This is a genomic window from Pseudoalteromonas sp. APAL1, assembly GCF_021532475.1.
GTDB classification, from domain to species: Bacteria; Pseudomonadota; Gammaproteobacteria; order Enterobacterales; family Alteromonadaceae; genus Pseudoalteromonas; species Pseudoalteromonas lipolytica_C.
In genome coordinates this window covers 24252-43451 of the sequence record NZ_JAKGAW010000035.1, presented here as the reverse complement: position 1 = coordinate 43451, position 19200 = coordinate 24252, and the positions used below count along the sequence as shown (strand labels likewise).

9 protein-coding genes are annotated in these 19200 nt (G+C 39.7%); 8 read left to right on the top strand and 1 reads right to left on the bottom strand.

What is annotated here, in order from left to right; genetic code table 11:
- The 4 genes from L1264_RS15800 to L1264_RS15785 form a co-directional block, all read left to right on the top strand.
- The coding region (locus L1264_RS15800; RefSeq protein ID WP_235404210.1) for a TonB-dependent receptor domain-containing protein at nucleotides 1–1180 on the top strand (1180 nt) is incomplete at its 5' end.
- Nucleotides 1181–1604: 424 nt separating this feature from the next.
- Nucleotides 1605–5801 carry an ATP-binding protein gene (locus L1264_RS15795; protein WP_235404208.1) on the top strand — a complete coding sequence of 1399 codons (4197 nt, stop codon included), beginning with the start codon at nucleotides 1605–1607 and terminating at the stop codon, nucleotides 5799–5801.
- 113 nt (nucleotides 5802–5914) lie between these two features.
- Nucleotides 5915–6220, top strand: a complete 306-nt coding sequence (locus tag L1264_RS15790) for an H-NS histone family protein (protein ID WP_135925343.1) — start codon at nucleotides 5915–5917, stop codon at nucleotides 6218–6220.
- A 67-nt stretch (nucleotides 6221–6287) separates the two neighbouring features.
- A complete protein-coding gene (locus tag L1264_RS15785; RefSeq protein WP_199527399.1) occupies nucleotides 6288–8033 on the top strand; it encodes a DEAD/DEAH box helicase in 1746 nt (581 codons plus the stop codon).
- A gap of 26 nt (nucleotides 8034–8059) precedes the next feature.
- Here the strand turns inward: L1264_RS15785 and L1264_RS15780 are convergent, their stop codons facing one another.
- Nucleotides 8060–8392: a ribonuclease E inhibitor RraB gene (locus tag L1264_RS15780; protein WP_135925338.1), complete on the bottom strand. Its 333-nt coding sequence runs from the start codon at nucleotides 8390–8392 to the stop codon at nucleotides 8060–8062.
- 171 nt (nucleotides 8393–8563) lie between these two features.
- Here L1264_RS15780 and L1264_RS15775 point away from each other — a divergent pair, with 171 nt between their 5' ends.
- From L1264_RS15775 to hrpA, 4 genes are all read left to right on the top strand, one after another.
- Nucleotides 8564–10291, top strand: coding sequence for an autotransporter assembly complex protein TamA (locus L1264_RS15775; RefSeq protein WP_442960448.1), 1728 nt, complete (start codon nucleotides 8564–8566; stop codon nucleotides 10289–10291).
- Nucleotides 10291–13977: an autotransporter assembly complex protein TamB gene (gene tamB, locus L1264_RS15770; protein WP_235404207.1), complete on the top strand. Its 3687-nt coding sequence runs from the start codon at nucleotides 10291–10293 to the stop codon at nucleotides 13975–13977. Before L1264_RS15775 ends, tamB begins: the two co-directional genes overlap by 1 nt.
- 91 nt (nucleotides 13978–14068) lie before the next feature.
- Nucleotides 14069–14959, top strand: a complete 891-nt coding sequence (locus L1264_RS15765) for a peptidylprolyl isomerase (protein ID WP_199527401.1) — start codon at nucleotides 14069–14071, stop codon at nucleotides 14957–14959.
- Nucleotides 14960–15219: 260 nt separating this feature from the next.
- Nucleotides 15220–19110 carry an ATP-dependent RNA helicase HrpA gene (hrpA, locus tag L1264_RS15760; protein ID WP_235404205.1) on the top strand — a complete coding sequence of 1297 codons (3891 nt, stop codon included), beginning with the start codon at nucleotides 15220–15222 and terminating at the stop codon, nucleotides 19108–19110.
- Nucleotides 19111–19200 lie beyond the last annotated feature (90 nt).

The following is a 19200-nucleotide window of genomic DNA, read 5'->3' as shown; positions in this document are numbered from 1 at the left end:
ATCACACTACGTAGGTATGGAATATTTTGAGCAAACTTATGCAGATATCTACGATGGTCAATCAGCTGCTGGTTTAATCGGTGGTTCAGCAGGTAACTCATCACAGGGTAAACGTGATGTAACAGCACTGTTCTTCGAGTCAGTTCTTCCAATTACTGAAACTGTAGAAGTTAACTTAAAAGCTCGTTACGATGACTACTCTGACTTCGGTGACAATATTGCTCCTGCGGTATCTGCTCGTTGGCAAGTAGCTGATAACATCGTTATCCGTGGTTCATATTCTGAGTCTTTCCGTGCACCAGGTCTTGACCGTCTTAATGCTGCGCGTTCATTTTCAGCAGAAGACGCTATTGACTATAGAAATGGCTCTACAACAGAGCGTCAGTACAATACATACTATACACAAAACTCAGAGTTAGATGCTGAAGAATCAGATTACACTAACCTTGGTATCGCGTGGGACGTAAACGACAACCTTACTTTCAAACTTGATTACTTCCAGTTACAAATCGATAATGTAATCCAACAAAAGACATTACAAGCTCTTTTATCTGACGAAGCTGCAGGCCTAATCTCTGCTGTATCAGTAGATACAGATACTTCGAATGAGACTTTCTATCTGAAGCGTGCTGCATCTGGAACGCTTATTGAAGCAGGTACATCTTACTTTAATGGTGCTGGTTTCGAAATTGAAGGTATCGACTTTACAATTGCTGCAAATCTTGAAACTGGTTTTGGTGATTTCCGTTTCCAAAACGTGAATAGCTTTGTACTTTCATATGAAGAAGAAGTAGGTGGTCGAGTTCAAGATACATCTGGTTGGTCAGGTCAACCTGAGCTTAAGTCTGTTGCAACGGTTGCATGGTCTTATGAAGATCACTCTTTAGCATGGAACGCAACATTTACTGATAGCACAAGTGAGTTTGAAAAAGCTCCTTTAGATGCTGATGGTAATCCAATTGCTGGTGCTAAATATGATGTGTCTGGTCGACTTGATAGCTGGTTAGTACATAACTTAACTTATACTTATAATGCTGGTGCATATGGTGCTGTTACTTTCACTGTTAATAACTTAACAGATGAAGATCCAGTGCTATCATCAAATGGCACATGGGATGATCAAGACTTATATAACAACTTTGGTCGCGATTATCGAGTAAGCTACTCAATCAGCTTCTAATAAAGTTTTTTGAACGTAAAAAGGCTGAATTTTTTCAGCCTTTTTTTATGGAATATACATGGCGATCATTGGACAAAATATTGATACAAGGCTACCTGATGTCTTTAGCAATTATTTTAATAGTTTATTAAGAAGGAGAGTTAAACGATTCGTCAAAACCATGATAATGAGCATAAAGTTCTTAAACTTAATCAAATGTTTGTTTGTCATCACTTTGAATCAATTATTATTCCGAACTAGAAAACTCTCAGTATTGTTAGTAAGTAAAATCAAAGAGTGGTTGATATTGAAGTGGGTTTTATAAAATAAGAAAGCACAGATATTAATGAGTGCTAATTGCATTGAAACAAGTTAGTTATTTGTACCATTTGAAATAATCTCTTATACTGGAATTTCCTGATTAACAATTAGTTAAGGCTTTTGTTTGGGTAAGATAACTGTCTTTATCTATATATTACTTTCATTACTTGTATCATTTAGTGCGAATTCTGAACAGACTGGTGCAACTTTAAAAGCAGGTATCGTTAGCTATAACTTTTTCCCGTATCATACGCGTGATGCTGATGGTCAGTTTTCAGGCGTGATTGTTGGCTACAGTAATGAAATTGCCAGCTTGCTTGGGGCTGAATTAGATTATGAGGTATATGCAAGTTTAAATGAGCTTTTAGATGCTTTGGAGGCAGGAAAAGTCGACTTTGCTGTTGGCTTAAATGAGACAAAACAACGCAAGAAGCATTTCTTATTTTCTACTCCGTTTATGGAATCGCCGCGCGGAATCGTGACAAAGCAAAAGATAGCCAACGATGCTTTAAAAAATTTGGCTAGCCTGCGCTGGGTTTGTATAACTGGCAGCTCACATTGTGAATATTTAGCCGAAAATGGCGCTCTGTTTATTAATCGCTTTATTCAACCGGAAGATGCATATAAGAAAATTGCTGATGGCACATTTGATGCGTTTTTGGGAGATTATTCTGCTTTATCTCATCAATTTAAAAATCGTACTCATGATAACTTAAAAGTAGTTAGTCCTATTTGGTTATCAAGTGAAACTTTGCATGTAATGTTTAATAAAAACAATACGTTGCTACGTAACCAAGTGAATTCTGTTTTGACCTCAATATCTCCAACTACTAAACAGTTGTGGGAAAGTGCTGCGAGTGAAGAGTACTTAGCTGCAAAGGCATATGGGCAGTTTAAGCGCGATTTTAACCGTATTAATGCCGAAGATATTAATAATTATTTACTGACATTTTCATTTATTGATGGCATTTATCCACTAAATTCAACAAACAAGAATGGTGAGGCCAGAGGGTATTTAAACGATACACTGCAACTTCTTTCACAGCGAAGTGATTTTCAATTTAAGTACATACCAGCCGCTAACTCTAGCGAGTTAGAAAAATTATTTTTAGCAAATAAAGTTGATATTATTCCTACACTTACACCATCTAAAATAGATGAAGGTGTACTAATTGCTTTACCTGCTCACTATAGTTTAGAAATGGTGTTAATTTCTAAGCGTTCAAGAGAAATTAAACGGATAGGGTATTTTGAAACGTTTGCAAATCCATTAGAGAGGCTTGTGGTTAGTGAACAGCTTGATACCGTTTCATTCGATTCAATTCAAACTCTTTTTTATGCGTTAAGAAATGATAACATCGACGGCGTAATCTTGCCTCAAAGCATTGCCGCTTATCAATTAAATCAGTTTTATATTGGTGAATTTTACATCAATCCAAAATATCGTTATTCGCAGCCTATTTACTTTTTAGTAAATAAACACTTTTCTGAATTTGCCACTTTACTCGATAGTTTATTTAAAACATTAACAAGTAATGATTTTACTCATGTAGTCAATCGCCATGGTATTTTTAATATTGAGCAAGGCTACGATAAAAAAACGGTAAACACGACAGCAATTCTTGTTTTAATCCTGTTGGCAGTATCTGTTATTTACTTTATTAGCTGGCGAATAACAATTAATAGAGAAATAGTAAAACGCAAACACGCTGAACAGGTTGCACTAAGTAAACTTAACTTCACTCAAAAGCTGATAGATGACCTTCCTACTATGGTGGTGATACAGGATAAAGATCAACGTCGCATAATGTGGAATAAGGCTTATAAAGATAATTTTGCTCATTTATGGGATAAAGATAATCAATACCTACGTACTGATCTTGATGTGGTTAAGAAACTGCTTTCGCAAAACAGACAAAGTTTAAAGTCAGGAAAAGTGATAAATCAGCAAATAAACTACACCAATAATGAAGGACAAAACCTTGAACTTCTTTATACAAAAAAACCTTACTATGGTGTTGATGGTTTACTTGCAGGCATTATGACAGTAATTACCGATGTTACCGAGCATCACCAATTACAGCGTGAGAATAAATCAGTACAAAAACTACTACAAACAATTACCGATACTATCCCTGGCGGCGTTTTTCAGTACGAGTATTATGATAATGGTGAGGGGAGCTACACTTATATTAGCCGAGGCGCGCAAGAGTTATTAGGTATTTCAAATACAACCGTTAATCGTCGGGGTATGACAGGTTGCATATCGCCTCATATTGTTGATGAAGACAGGGTTAAAATTGCTAAAAGTTTTAAGCTTGCTAACAAACTTAATAGCATGATCGATATTGAGTTTAGAGTGAACCATTTAGGTCAGCAGATTTGGTGTCGATATATAGCAAATGCTGAGCCCAAAAAGCAGTCTTCGCAAGAGGGAGTTCGTTGGAATGGCATTTTATTTGACATTAATTTGCTAAAACGCCAGCAAGCAGACCTTACAAAGGCAAATCAATTAGCACAGCAAGCTGATTTAGCGAAAAGTCGTTTTATTGCAACCATGAGTCATGAACTGCGAACGCCTATTTCAGGCGTTAGTGGCTTTATTGAATTACTAAAAGCTTCAACGATGACTGATGAGCAATACCAATTGGTAGAGCACATTGATGGCTCTTTATTAAAGTTACGCACTTTAGTTGATGATATTCTTTATTTTGCAAATACTAATGCGGGTAATATCGATGTTGAAATACGAAATGTAGATTTAGAGTCGCATTTATGCCGAGTTATACGCGCTCATGAATATCTTGCTAAGCAAAAAGGCATAGAGTTTATTTTATCGTGGCGTACAGCGGCCTATAATTTAGCTTCTGTCGATATAAACCACGTGATGCAAGTTGTTTCTAACGTGCTAAATAATGCAGTTAAGTTTACCGAGCAAGGCACGATTAGTTGTGATGTTTTGTTTGAAAAAAACACCCTTAAACTTGAAGTATCAGATACCGGCAAAGGTATGACTGCTCAGCAACTAAAGCAAACATTTACCCCTTTTGAGCAAGCAGATAATTCTATTCAACGTCGCTTTGGTGGTGCTGGTCTGGGTTTAAGTCTTGCCAAGCAATTACTAGATGCAATGGAAGGTGAGATTAATATTTCTAGTACTTATGGGAAAGGCACCAATGTTTATATCACTGTGCCATTAACCCAAGTTAGCAAATCTAAGCTAAGTCTATCTTCTGTTACTTGGTATGTCTGTAGTCAAAATCAGCCTCTGTTAAATTGTTTAGACAGCATTGGTGTTCAATATAAGCAGCTAGATTGGCCATTAGATAAACATGCTTTTGAGCAGGCAAAAAGTATATTTATTGATGAGTGCTATATGGTGGAACTTTGGGGTAACGACTGGCGAACAGAGATAAACCAAGCAAGCAATAAATACATTATTGTGTTAAGTCCGAATGGTACTCAAGCACCTGCAAAATGTAGCTGTCACGTTTTAGCTGTAGACCCACTGTATCCAGATATACTAAGAGAGTTAATTGATAATATTCACACTAAAAGTAGTGAGCCAACCCGACTAGAAAATACTCCTGTTTATGGGCAAATACTGATAGCTGAGGATAATAAAACGAATCAACTATTACTTGAAAAGCAATGTCAAAAGCTTGGTATTAAGGCTGTAATAGTCGAGGATGGTTTCGCAGGGTTAAAAGCGCTTGAGAATAATCATTTTGACTTATTATTAACAGACTGCCACATGCCGGATTTAGATGGTTTTGGCTTAGCGAAAAGTATACGAGAAAAAGAGCAATTTAAGCATTTACCTATTATCGGTTTTACTGCTGACTCATCGAAAGAATGTCTAAAAAAAGCTTTAGATTCAGGTATGAATAGCGTTCTTTTTAAGCCGTATAAACTAAATGAATTATATAATAGATTGGCTGAGTTTATTGACCTCAACACGAGTGATGTTGAAACCATTGATAATACATTTATAAATATACAAGGTGTTAAAGATAAGCAGCATTGGTTAACTGTTTTTGGAAATGAAAATGATGCAAAAATGTTAGCTGAGGTGTTTATAAACAGCTTACAAGAGGATGTGGATAATTTATCTACGCACTTAAAAAATCATGATATTGAAAAGGTTTCTCGTTCAATCCATAAGCTTAAAGGTGGAATTGTTATGCTCCAATACCCACCATTGTCAGAACTTATCGTGCAGACAGAAAATAGATTTAATCAACAACATGACACTTTGGTTGTCGAAGGGTTGATTTCAGAGCTACTTGACGTAATAGATAAAGTTAAGTTATGGCTTTAATATAATGAAAAGTGCTATAAAAAATAAGCATGCCATAGATTAATTCATGATTTAATTATATACTCATGAACGTTTAACATCTAACTTAAATTTTATATCCAAGAGAGCTCTAAATGAAAGAAATCCGATCTTTTGTTAAATCTGCGTCGTTAACTGAGCTTGAAAAAGCCAAGCAGCTAATTGACACAGCAATCGAGAAATATACTCAACAGCAAGAAGCTAAAAAAGAAGTACTCGATTTGTTAAAAGAAAAAGGACTTACATTAGAAGATTTACAAGATGTAGCAAGTACAGATAAGCGTACTAAAGTTAAACCAAAATATCGCATCGAGTATAATGGTGAAATCGTTGAATGGACGGGTCGTGGTAAACGTCCTAAAGCGTTCCAAGGTGTCGATCTAACTAAGCACTTGGCTTAATTTTTTGCTTTAAAGAATATGAAGGGAAGCGTATGCTTCCCTTTTTTATGTCGAATATTCCGATAAAATGAAGTACGTACTCAGAACCTACCAACAAGAGGCCGTAGAACGCACGGTTGCTCACTTTCGACAAACAGATGATGCAGCACTGATCGTATTACCAACAGGGGCAGGAAAAAGCCTTGTTATTGCAGAGCTTGCGCGTATTGCCAAACAAAAAATTATGGTGCTTGCACATGTCAAAGAATTGGTGGAGCAAAACGCAGAGAAGTATGTGAGCTTTGGCTTTAAGGCGAGTATTTTTTCAGCAGGTTTAAAGCAAAAGTCTTTAACAGAGCAAGTTACCTTTGCAAGTGTGCAGTCCCTGGCGCGCAATACCGATAAGCTGAGTGATGCTTACTCTTTGTTGATCATTGATGAGTGTCACCGTGTCAGCGGTGATGAACAAAGCCAATACGGGCAGGTGATAGCGAGTCTAAAAAAACAAAACCCCAACCTTAAAGTGCTTGGCTTAACTGCGACACCTTTTCGTATGGGGATGGGCTGGGTTTATCATCATCATTATCACGGTTTTGTTAGAGGTGATAAAGATGCGCCATTTAAAAAGTGTATTTTTGAGTTACCACTGCGCTATATGATTAAGAACGGCTATTTAACGCCGCCGCATGAAGTCGATGCTGCTATTAGTCATTATGACTTTTCATCACTACCGAGAGATTCATTTGGTCGATACAGTATCGAAAATATGAATGCATTATTGAAAGATAACACACGGGCAACAAAAGCTATTATCAAGCAAGTTATAGAATACAGTGAACAGCGTCATGGCGTGATGATCTTTGCCGCAACCGTGATGCATGCCAAAGAAATTACCGGTTACTTACCAGAGCAAAATACTGCACTTATAACCGGCGATACCGATAATAACGAACGTGACCGAATTATTAATCAATTTAAAGCAAAACAAATAAAGTATTTGGTTAATGTATCTGTGCTCACGACAGGCTTTGATGCTCCTCATGTTGATTTCATCGCGATTTTACGGCCAACCGAATCGGTCAGTTTATACCAGCAGATTGTAGGTCGGGGCCTGCGCTTAAGTGAAGGAAAAAAAGACTGCTTAGTGATTGACTATGCAGGTAATGGTTTTGATTTGTTTTATCCTGAAGTGGGCAGTAAAAAAGCGCAAAGTGATAATGAGCCTGTTCAGGTGCTGTGTCCGGGTTGTGGATTTGCGAATATTTTTTGGGGTAAAACAGACAGCGAGGGCAAAGTGATTGAGCATTTTGGCAGACGTTGCCAAGGCTTGCTGGACGATGGTGAAGAACAAGTACAGTGCGATTATCGCTTTCGGTTTAAAGAATGTGAGCAGTGTGGTGAACAAAATGACATTGCTGCAAGGCAGTGTCATTCTTGTGGTGCCATGATGGCAGACCCTGATGATAAACTACGAGAAGCACTAAATTTAAAAGATGCCTTGGTATTAAGATGTAGTGGTTTGTCAGCTCAGGTGCTCGCAAAAGGGTTACTTAAAATTAGTTATTATGATGAAGACGGTGCAAGTTGTGATGAGGTATTTAACTTAACAAATGACACCGGACGATTTATTTTTAATAAGCAGTTTGGTAAGAGAGCAGCACCAGGTTTTACACCAATTGAATGGCAAAGCGCTGAGCAGATTGTAAATTTACAGCAGCAACTACTGGCCCCCGATTTTGTGATTGCGCGTAAAAATAAAAAATATGGTTGGAAAGTGGCAGAAAAGCTATTTGATTATCAGGGGAGTTTTCGTAAAGCGAATCAACTAAATTGATTCGCTTACAAAATTGGCTGGCAGGCTTATTGTTCTTCAGCCATTAAACCCCAGCCATCACCATAACCATTATGGCCATTAGCGATGCTTTCTAAGTATTGCTCTGTTTGGCTAAGTAAAGTGTGATCTGGCACCATCTTCACGCGGGTAATTACTTCCCACACCCCTGTATCTGGGCATTTGGTTAACTCTGTTGAAGGAGCAAGCTCATCACTTGTAATCGCTTCAGCAAATTTTTCTGCTTCAGGTTTTTGTTCAAAAAGAATATAGAAATCGATGGTTTGCATACTGGTTAAATCGACACCAGCTTCAGCTATTTCAGCTAATAATTGACCGTTTTCGTCATCAGGGAAGTGCATTTAGTCGCTCATTCATTATAAATCTAGGTATTATCCGCTATTGTAGCGAAAATAATTGTTTAACGCGTACTAATTTTAGCATTTCAATTATGTCGGTGGCTATTGCACTGTGCTAGTATCTTTTTGTACTCATTTTAGATTATGACTCCTCCAAAAAAGTAAGGATATTTTTTGTATACTCGGCATTTCTTTTTTGTCTTTTTGTTTATCTGCTTTTCATACAGCCAGCATGCATCGAGTGCAGCTACGGTTATTAAAGATTATAAAATTCAGGGGATCAGTGATGAGCTCGAAAAGAACGTTGAGCTTTACATAAAACAACTTATCGATGAAAAAACTTCCAAGGCATTAAAGCGTCATGCTAAAAGCCAAGTAGAAATGAGTTTAAAAGCCCTTGGCTATTACAAACCGACCATCAAAATTAGTTTCGATAACGCGCAGCAGCTATTAATTGTCGATGTTGAACGAGGCCCTGTTACCCGAATTGCAGATATCAACGTAACTATCACTGGTGCCGGGAAAGATGACGCTGAATTTATGTCTGCTGTCAATAGTATCAAAATCAAGCAGGGTGACTTTTTAAATCACGGTAAATATGAGGCTGCTAGAAAAGGTATTGAAAGCCAGCTATTAGAGTTAGGCTATTTTGATGCGAAGTGGCACGAGCATAAATTGGCTGTATCGCTAAAAAATAATAGCGCAAAAGTCATTTTTAATGTCGATACCGGTCCTCGCTATCAGTTTGGTGATATCACCATTGGGAGTGAGACTCCCGCTGAAAAATACATTCGTTCTTTGGCGGAGTTTAAACAAGGTCAGCCATGTAAAGCGACCGAGGTTTCTGATTACAACTTAGCGCTATCGAGTACTCCTTATTTTACCAGTGTCCGTGTGTATGCAGACATTGCAAAACGTAAAGATAATCAAGTACCTGTTAATGTTGATGTACTACATAAGCCAGCCAATAGCTATGAAATCGGCGGTGGTTTCAATACCGACTTTGGCCCAAAAGTTCGTTTTAAATGGACCAAACCTTGGATCACCGAAGATGGCCACTACTTAGAAAGCAATTTAAACGTCTCTGAAAAGCAACAAGACATATCATTGGGCTACACGGTACCAGTCGACGATCCTAATGATGACCTTTGGCGTTTTTCTCTGGGTTACAAACTTGAAGATGGAGTAACCAATGATCTGTATAGCAAAATATTAACCGGACAATTGCAAAGGCAATGGCTAACCGAAGACGATTGGGTGCGCACGGCCTTTTTAAGGCGTGATTATGAAACCTATCGTATTGGTGATGAGGAGCAAAGTGCAAAAATGCTGATGCCCGGTATCAGTTATGCGAAAAAAGATACTGAAGGGGGGACAACACCTTATGAAGGTTACCAATGGATGGTTTCGGCCGAATTTGGTTTAAAAGATATGATGTCTTCAACCAACATTTTACGCTTACAACTGCAAAATGCCTGGCTAACTACTTTTGCAGATCGCCATATGTTGTTTTTAAGAGCCAACCTAGGTGCCATGCTGGTCGATAATATAAATGATGTGCCGTTATCACTGCGTTTTTATGCCGGTGGTGATCAGAGTGTACGTGGTTTTGCCTATGAATCTATTTCCCCAGAAGATGAGGAAGGGCGCTTAATTGGTGGTAAATATTTGATGAGTGGCACTGTTGAATATAACTATCAATTTGCTGAGCATTGGCGCGCAGCCTTATTTGTCGATAGTGGTACTGCGACTAATGATTTTAGTGACCGCGTCGAAGTCGGTGCCGGTTTTGGTTTTCGGTATTTAACACCTGTTGGCCCGGTGCGTATCGACCATGCTTGGGGTCTGACAAAAGAAAGCAAAAGTACCCGATTAAGTATTACCATAGGGCCTGAAATCTAATGAAGATGTTAAAAAAGATAACCAAGGTTCTATCAATCACGATGGCAAGTTTGCTAGTCATTGTGTTTTGTTTGTTATTCACCGCACCCGGTAATCACTTTATTGCATACACAGCTAATAAGTTAATTGATGGCTTAACAATAAAGCTGCCATCTGGGCGTTTTTTATATAACGATGCGTTTGATGTTCATTTTGAAAATCAAGGCATCAAGCTTGATGCAAAGCAGCTAAAAATTGATTTGTTCTGGTGGCGTTGTGATGGCATTTGTCTTGATAATTTAAGCGCACAGTCGATAGATTTAAATATTAAAAGCCAAGCTGCATCAACTGAGCAGAGCTCTGAAACAGAGCCTGAAGTTGCACAAGCCGCACAAATTAGCTTACCAATGAAAGTAGCTGTTAAGCGAGTTGCAATTAATCGCTTTAATCTCGCGCACCCGAGCGCCGATGTAACAGTCAATAAATTGAACTTAAGTGGTCGTGGCGAAGCATCGGATCTTACAGTGGATTCACTGACCATTGCTGATGTTTCTGTGATGCTGCACGAAGCAAAAGAGCAGCCTAAATCAACGCCATTAACAGAGCTTCCAGCATTACCAGCACTTGATATTACGCTACCGATTAATGTTGAGTTAAAGCAACTTCAAATCAGTAAAGTTGCTGTTACTCCTTATGGCGCAGAAGAGGCTCAGCTTGTCGAAAATATTGAATTGGTAGCTTCAGCCAAGGGAAGCGATATTAATCTTGAAAAGCTTGCTGCAAGTTATCAGCAATGGCAATTGAACACCAATTTAACGGCAGCGCTTGCGGGTAAAAATACAGTTGAGGGGGCTGTGTCTGTAAATAGCACTGAGCATCAAGCTAAGTTATTAGTTTCAGGGCCGCTTGAGGATTTAAAGTTAGACCTAGTTACACAGGGAGCATACCCAGCAGAGTTAAAAGGGGCTGTGAACCTAAAACAAACAAATTACCCATTTGATTTAACTGGTCAAATAGCAAAGTGGCAAATAGCAACAGATACACAACAGCTGCAATTATCGGACTTTGATTTAAAAGCGAAAGGCCATGCCGATGCTTATGCTGTTGATTTGAGTCTAGTAACGCAGTTAGATGCATTACCGGCAATGATTGTGAAATCGCAATTACAAGGTAGTTTAACAAACGCAAAACTTGAGCAGTTAAGCCTTAATACTAACGACAGTAAAGCAGAAATTAACGCATCAGTTGATTGGTCAAATGGCGTAAAAAGCCAATTTAAAGGGGTTTTAAGCCACTTAAAAGCCCAATATTTAACGGATGCACTAAGTAGTGATTTATCTGGTGAATTTAATGGTTCATTTAACTTACAAGCAAGTGAGTGGCAGCTTGCCTTAGATAATACGCAATTAAATGGCTCTGTGAATGACGTGCCAGTGACCTTGCTGTCGGATTTTGAACTTGATAGCAGCTTGCATGCGAGTTTTAATAAACTAGAAGTGAAAAGCGGTAAAAATGAAATTGCTTTATCGGGTCAGGTAGATGATGTATGGCAAGTTGACGGCAAATTGCGTTTAGATGCAAGTCGTCAAGATATCTTGCCTATGCAAGGCAAGGGCTTTGCTGATTTGAGTTTGCGTGGTGAGCGTCTTGCGCCAACGGTTGATTTAAATTTAGTTCTTAATACATTGAGCTATCAAGATATTCAGGTTGATGGTTTAACATTAAAAGGGCAATTTGATTACGCTGCAGACTGGCAAACGGATGTGTCATTGGTGCTTGATTCTGCATCGATTAGCGAACACAAAATTAATCAAATTGAGTTAGACGCCAGCGGCGATAAAACAGATCACCATTTAACTTTTTTACTCGATGCAGACCAAGGCAAGGCGTCATTTGATATTGACGGTAAATTTAATAAAGAAACCTGGCAAGGTGCGCTGAGCCAAATTCTTGTTACCGATAATCAGGTGCGCTTTGGCACTAATAAACCAGTTAATATTCAAGTTAATACCAAGACATTTGACTTTAATGTCGCTGCACATTGCTGGCAAAGTGATAACTCAAAATTATGCTTTGAGACTTTGCAGCAAACTAAGCAGTTAGGCCAGTTAAATGCACAGCTTGCAGCGTTATCGATTGCTGAATTTAAACACTTCTTACCAGATAACTTGAAAGTAACAGGGGATGCAAGCGGGGAGTTTGTTGCCAACTGGAATAATGGCGCACTAAAAACCATTCGTGCCAATATCAAAACTCAGCAGCTTGAAGCATCCTTAATCGATGGTGCAAGTGTCTACAAGTTACCGGTTGAGGTTTTAGATATATCGGCAATGAGCGACGCACAAGTTGGTAAACTTAATGCCACTATTGATTCATCCGTATTAGGTAAAGTAACGTCTGAGCTCAACATTGATGATATTCAAAATCAACAGACCTTAGCGGGCGACTTGGTTATTGAGAAAATTGAGTTAACAAACTTACGACCCTTTATTGCTTCACTTGAGCAACTAACAGGCGACATTAAAGGTCGATTAGCAATCGCAGGTACTTTAAAAGAACCATTACTCAATGGTGATTTTGATGTCGAAAAAATCAACCTTGAAGGGGCAAACCTGCCTGTATCGCTGCAAAACTCTTATGTGAACATTGCCTTTAATAACCAAAGTGCGAAGCTGACTGGTGAGCTTAAAGATACCGAAGGGGGCGCACTTAATTTATCTGGCGGTATTGATTGGCAGCAAGATTTACCTGACGTTGACGTGAAATTAAACGGTAAAGAGTTTTTTGTGCGTGCCCAGCAAGATGTCACCTTTAAAGTATCGCCAGATTTAACTATGTCTTTGAAGAATAATGCGTTTAATCTTGATGGCCAAGTTGTAGTGCCATGGGGTCGTATTGCCATTGAAGAGCTACCAGAAGGCGCTGTACAAGTCAGCGATGATGAAGTCATTGTTGATATTGAGCAGCAACAATCAGAAAAAGTCCCCTTTGACTATGCCATAAACCTAAAGGTGTTGGTTGAGAATGATGTGCGCGTTGATTCGTTTGGCTTACAGTCTAAAGTTGAAGGTGACATTAACATCAGCATGGACCAAGTTACACCGATGATAGCAACGGGTGAATTGAACCTTGTTCAAGGTACCTATCGTGCCTTTGGGCAAGACTTGCAAATTCGCACCGGTCAGGTGGGCTTTAGCGGCTCAATTGATAAACCGTACCTAAACATTAAGGCAATTCGTAATCCGGATAACACATCTAATGGCGTGATTGCAGGTATTACGTTAACTGGTAATGTCGAACAACCTTCATTAAAAGTGTTCTCAGAGCCTGCGATGGACCAAGCCCAAGCATTGGCTTATTTATTAAACGGGCAACCTCTTGATGAAGGAGATAGCTCAACCGATGCGATGCTCACCCAATTACTGCTTGCCCAAGGTGTAAATCGCAGTGAAGGTGTGGTATCCAAAATCGGTGAAAGCTTTGGTTTGTCTGATGTCAGCTTAAGCTCAAGCGGCAGTGGGGACGACACCAAAGTTGAAATATCTGGTTACGTCACACCGGGTATTCAAGTGAAATACAGTGTCGGCATTTTTGATTCATTAAGTGAAGTGGCAGTTCGTTATCAATTGTTGTCGCAATTGTATATCGAGGTAACCAGCGGTTTAAATAGAAATGTAGATATTCTCTACAAGTTTGATTGGGACTAACAATTTAACTTGGCACCATAAATCGCGTTTACTTGCTTATTAGGGCATAAGTTAATAGGCTGAATTGTCAATTACTTAAAAGATAATAACAATGAAATTAAGTCTATTAACTCTGTGCCTTGGCGTAGCATTAGCTGCACCAATTGCTGCAAAAGAAACAAGCCAAAAACGTTCTGCTGGCGAAATCATTAAAACCGCAAGTAGCAGTGAGTGGCGAAAAGTCAGTGCCGAAAACGTTATTAAATTAACCTTACCTACAGGCGCTGCTTATATCGAACTAAACGATAAACTAGCGCCCATTCACGCAAATAACATGCGACAGCTTGCCAAAGAAGGGTTTTATCAAGGCCTGAGTATGTATCGCTTTGTTGAAGGATTTGTTGCGCAGGGCGGGGATGCCAGCGAAAGTAAACCCGTTAAAAATGCCAAAAAAGGGTTACCTGCTGAGTTTTATCTACGCACCGAGACTCCTTTAGCGATTACAGAGCTTAAAGGACCTGATGGCTATGCCGCTAAAACGGGCTTTTTAAATGGCTTTGCTGTGGCACAAAACCAAAGCCAAACCGAAACATGGCAAGTACATTGCCCAGGAATTTTTGCTATGGCCCGCGGTAATGATATCAATTCCGGTGGTACCGAATTTTATGTAACCATCGGCAATAGTCAACGCTATTTAGACCGTAATATCACTGTGTTTGGTCGTGTTTTAGAAGGGATGGAGCACTTTAATCTCTTGCAGCGTAAAGCCACTGATAGTCAGGCATTTAACCCCATCACAGATATGCAAGTATTAGCAGATATCAAAGACACAGATAACAGTGAATTTCGGGTGATGAAAACAGACTCAAATGCGTTTAAAGCCCTTATTGAAGCGCGTAAAAATCGCGTAGAAGCATGGTTTGTTGAAAGCCCTGATTACATCGACGTTTGTGCCATGCCAATTCCAACCGAGAGGATTATGCCAACTCGCAATAATACTTAATCATTTTGAGGGATTAAATCTGTCGCTAACTGCGTTAAAAATCTCTCATTTACGACTGCATGGATGCAGGAGGTAGAGCAATGCAGGAGCAATTGCCGAGAACAACTAAATAACGAAATTTTTGCCTTGTTATCAACGAGATTTTATTGCCTCAAAACTGTTCACTTAATTAAGCGAATTGGCATAAATAAAGCCATGACCACCTGATAGATTATTTGATACAATATCAGTCTATTGGTTAAGAAATATAAGGGTATCGGGTGGTTAACCTAGGTCCGCTGTTCGGCGAATTAAAAACGTGTTTACGCAAAGATCAATTCATCTTCAAAAAACGCCTACATGGCATCAAAAAAATCAACGATGAAACTAAGCAAGCGAGCATAGCGCAAAAAATAGCTGAAGATATTAGCCGTTCGCAGCAATTGCGCGAGCAACGTTTGGCTGCCTTGCCTAAAGTGACCTACCCAGAGCAACTTCCTGTTAGTCAAAAGAAAGATGACATTAAACAGGCGATCGCCAATAACCAAGTGGTGATCATCGCCGGTGAAACAGGCTCAGGTAAAACGACACAGATCCCAAAAATGTGTTTAGAGCTTGGCCGAGGTGTTGACGGATACATTGGTCATACTCAACCTCGTCGACTCGCGGCTCGAAGTGTAGCGAATCGTATTGCAGAAGAAATGCAATGCGAGCTAGGCCAACAAGTGGGCTTTAAAATTCGCTTTAGCGACCAAGTTTCTGACAATAGTTACATTAAATTGATGACAGACGGTATTCTGCTGGCTGAAATTCAACAAGATAGGTACCTAAATCAATACGATACCATCATCATCGATGAGGCCCACGAACGCAGCCTAAATATCGATTTCATCTTAGGCTATTTAAAAAATTTACTGCCAAAACGCCCTGACTTAAAAGTTATTATCACCTCAGCAACAATTGACCCTGAGCGTTTTTCTAAACATTTTGATAATGCGCCAATCATTGAAGTATCTGGTCGTACTTTCCCCGTTGAGGTTCGTTACAGACCAACCACTGAAATCAATAAAGACGACATGGAAGCAGATGGTGACCAATTACAGGGAATTTTTGATGCAGTCGATGAGCTTTGCGATGAAGGCCCCGGCGATATTCTGATTTTCATGAATGGTGAACGAGAAATTCGCGATACCGCTGATGCGTTATCAAAGCGAAACCTCAAAGGCACGGATGTTTTACCGCTATATTCGCGTTTATCAAACGCTGAACAGAACCGAATTTTTGCGCCGCACAGCCGTCGTCATATTATTTTAGCCACCAACGTGGCTGAAACGTCACTAACGGTACCGGGTATTCGTTATGTTATTGACCCAGGTACTGCGCGAATTAGCCGTTATAGTTACCGTACTAAGGTACAACGATTACCGATTGAGCCAATTTCACAAGCCAGTGCCAATCAGCGTAAAGGTCGCTGTGGTCGTATCGAAGCGGGTATCTGTATTCGCTTATACAGTGAAGAAGACTTTAATTCGCGCCCAGAGTTTACTGACCCTGAAATTTTACGTACCAACTTAGCCTCTGTTATTTTGCAAATGCTTGGTTTGGGGCTTGGCGACATGCAGCAGTTCCCGTTCGTGCAAGCGCCAGACAGTCGTAATATCAATGATGGTTTAACGCTACTTGAAGAACTTGAAGCCATTAAGCCAGCTAAACGTCATAAGAAGACTGAGCTTACTAAATCAGGCAGAAGCTTAAGCCGCTTACCGGTTGATCCACGTTTAGCGAAAATGGTACTGACTGCTGATGGCTTAGGTGCACTGCGTGAAGTGATCATTATTGTTGCGGCATTGTCGATTCAAGATCCACGAGAGCGACCCCAAGAAAAACGCGGTGCAGCGGATGAAAAGCATGGCCGTTTTGACGACCCTGATTCAGATTTTATCGCCTTTTTAAATCTTTGGAATTACCTTGAAGAGCAGCAATCTGAATTAAGCAATAGCCAATTTAGAAAGTTATGCCAAAAGGACTTTTTAGCATATATGCGTATCCGTGAATGGCAAGATATTGTTTATCAGCTATCAACGGTATGTAATGAAATGGGCATGAAGGCCACTACCCATGTTGCTGATAGTGACCGAATCCATCAATCTTTATTAAGCGGTATGTTAAGTCATATTGGTTTTAAAGATGAGAAACAAATTTATAAAGGCGCACGCAACAGCCAGTTCCATATTTTCCCAGGCTCAGGATTATTTAAAAAGAGCCCAAAATGGATCATGGCAGCGGAGCTTGTTGAGACCAGTAAGCTTTATGCTCGCATCAACGCGCGCATAGATTTGAAATGGGTTGAAGGCTTTGCGCAGCATTTAGTGAAACGCAGCTATAGCGAACCGCATTGGGAGAAAAAGCCGGGTGCAGTTATCGCGTTTGAACAGCAAACCTTGTATGGCCTATTAATTGTAAATAAGCGCCGCTGTGTGTATAGCAATATTGATCCGAAAGTAAGTCGCGAGTTATTTATTCGCACAGCATTGGTAGAGCAAGAGCTGGGTCAAAATGAAGGCTTTTTACAATTTAACCAAGAGCTAATTGAAGATATTCAGGTACTCGAAAATAAATCTCGCCGCCGTGATATCTTGGTTGATGAACAAACCTTATTTGAATTCTACGACAAGAAAATTCCGCAAGATGTAAATAACCGTGCCGCGTTTAATAAGTGGTGGAAGGGACAAAAACAAAAAGATAAACGCTTTTTGCATATGTCTCGAGAAGAGCTAATGCAGCATGGTGCCGATCATGTCACTGAGTTTGATTACCCAGATACCTGGCAGCAAGAGAACTTGTTATTACCACTGGCTTATCATTTTGATCCAGGGCAAGCCGTTGATGGTGTTGCGGTACAAATTCCGGTAGCACTGTTAAACCAAGTGCAAAAAACTGGCTTTGATTGGCATATTCCAGCATTTCGACATGAGTTAATTTGTGCGCTTATCAAGTCGCTACCAAAAACGATTCGTCGCAACTTTGTGCCTGCGCCAAACTACGCCGATGCGGTACTTGCTGCAATCGAGCCGATGCAAGGCAACTTAATTGATGCAATTAGCACGCGCTTATTACGTATGACAGGTGTGCGTGTTGAGCCGGATGCATGGGATTTATCAACCCTTGCTCCGCATTTACGCTTACAGTTTGAAGTACGCGATGAACACGATAAGTTACTCGCTCGCGGTTTAAATTTATCTAAACTAAAAGCCCAGTTACAAGGTAAGGTAACGGATACCTTATCGAAAGTGGCCGACAAGGGTATAGAGAAAGCTGATTTGACCGAGTGGAGTTTTGGTGAGTTACCAAGCTCTTACGTGAAAAAGCAAGGTCAATACGAAATTAAAGCATTTCCGGCGCTGGTGGATAAAAAAGATTCAGCAGCAGTTGAGCTATTTGATAATGAACACAAAGCACAGCAGGCGCACCAACAAGGTTTACGCCGCTTGGTATTATTAAACGTGCCATCACCGATTAAATATTTACAGCAAAACTTACCGAACAAATCTAAATTAGGTTTGTACTTTAATCCCTTTGGTAAGGTGAATGACTTAATTGATGACTGTATCGCAGCAGCCGTCGATAGCCTATTAACTAAATATGGCAACATCCGCACTGCAGAGTCATTTGAAAAGGCCAAAGAGCAAATTCGCGGCGAGCTTGGTGACACAGTTGTTGAGATTGCCACCCAAGTAGAGCAAGTGCTGAGTATAGCTCATGGCTTAAATAAACGTATGAAAGGACGCGTTGATTTAACCATGATTACGGCGCACGGTGATATTAAATCACAGTTACAAAGCTTAGTGTTCAAAGGCTTTGTAAGCCAGCACGGCGCAGCAAAAATGACAGATTTAATTCGTTACTTAAAAGCTATTGAACGCCGCTTAGAAAAGTTACCGGTTGATCCTAATCGCGATCGTTTATGTGTATTAGAGCTTGAAAAAGTGGCCGAGCAATATCAAAAACTTACTAACAAAATTCCAAAGGGGATGCCTGTACCAGAAGAGATTTCAAATATCTTTTGGATGCAACAGGAGTTGCGCGTTTCTTTATTTGCACAAACACTGGGGACACCCTATCCTGTATCTGCAAAGCGTGTACTAAACGCAATTAAAGAAAGTGAGTTATAATTAATGTAAAGGTATTATGGTGAGCGTGAATCCTCATCAAATTGAGTCAAATACGTGACTACTAAAAGGAGAGAGTGTGGGCATTGAAAA

What these genes read in the sequence shown, in the direction of transcription:
- L1264_RS15790 (WP_135925343.1), top strand. Translation starts at nt 5,915, where the DNA reads ATGAAAGAAATCCGATCTTTTGTTAAATCTGCGTCGTTAACTGAGCTT.
- L1264_RS15785 (WP_199527399.1), top strand. Translation starts at nt 6,288, where the DNA reads ATGAAGTACGTACTCAGAACCTACCAACAAGAGGCCGTAGAACGCACG.
- L1264_RS15780 (WP_135925338.1), bottom strand. Translation starts at nt 8,392, where the DNA reads ATGCACTTCCCTGATGACGAAAACGGTCAATTATTAGCTGAAATAGCT.
- tamB (WP_235404207.1), top strand. Translation starts at nt 10,291, where the DNA reads ATGAAGATGTTAAAAAAGATAACCAAGGTTCTATCAATCACGATGGCA.
- L1264_RS15765 (WP_199527401.1), top strand. Translation starts at nt 14,069, where the DNA reads ATGAAATTAAGTCTATTAACTCTGTGCCTTGGCGTAGCATTAGCTGCA.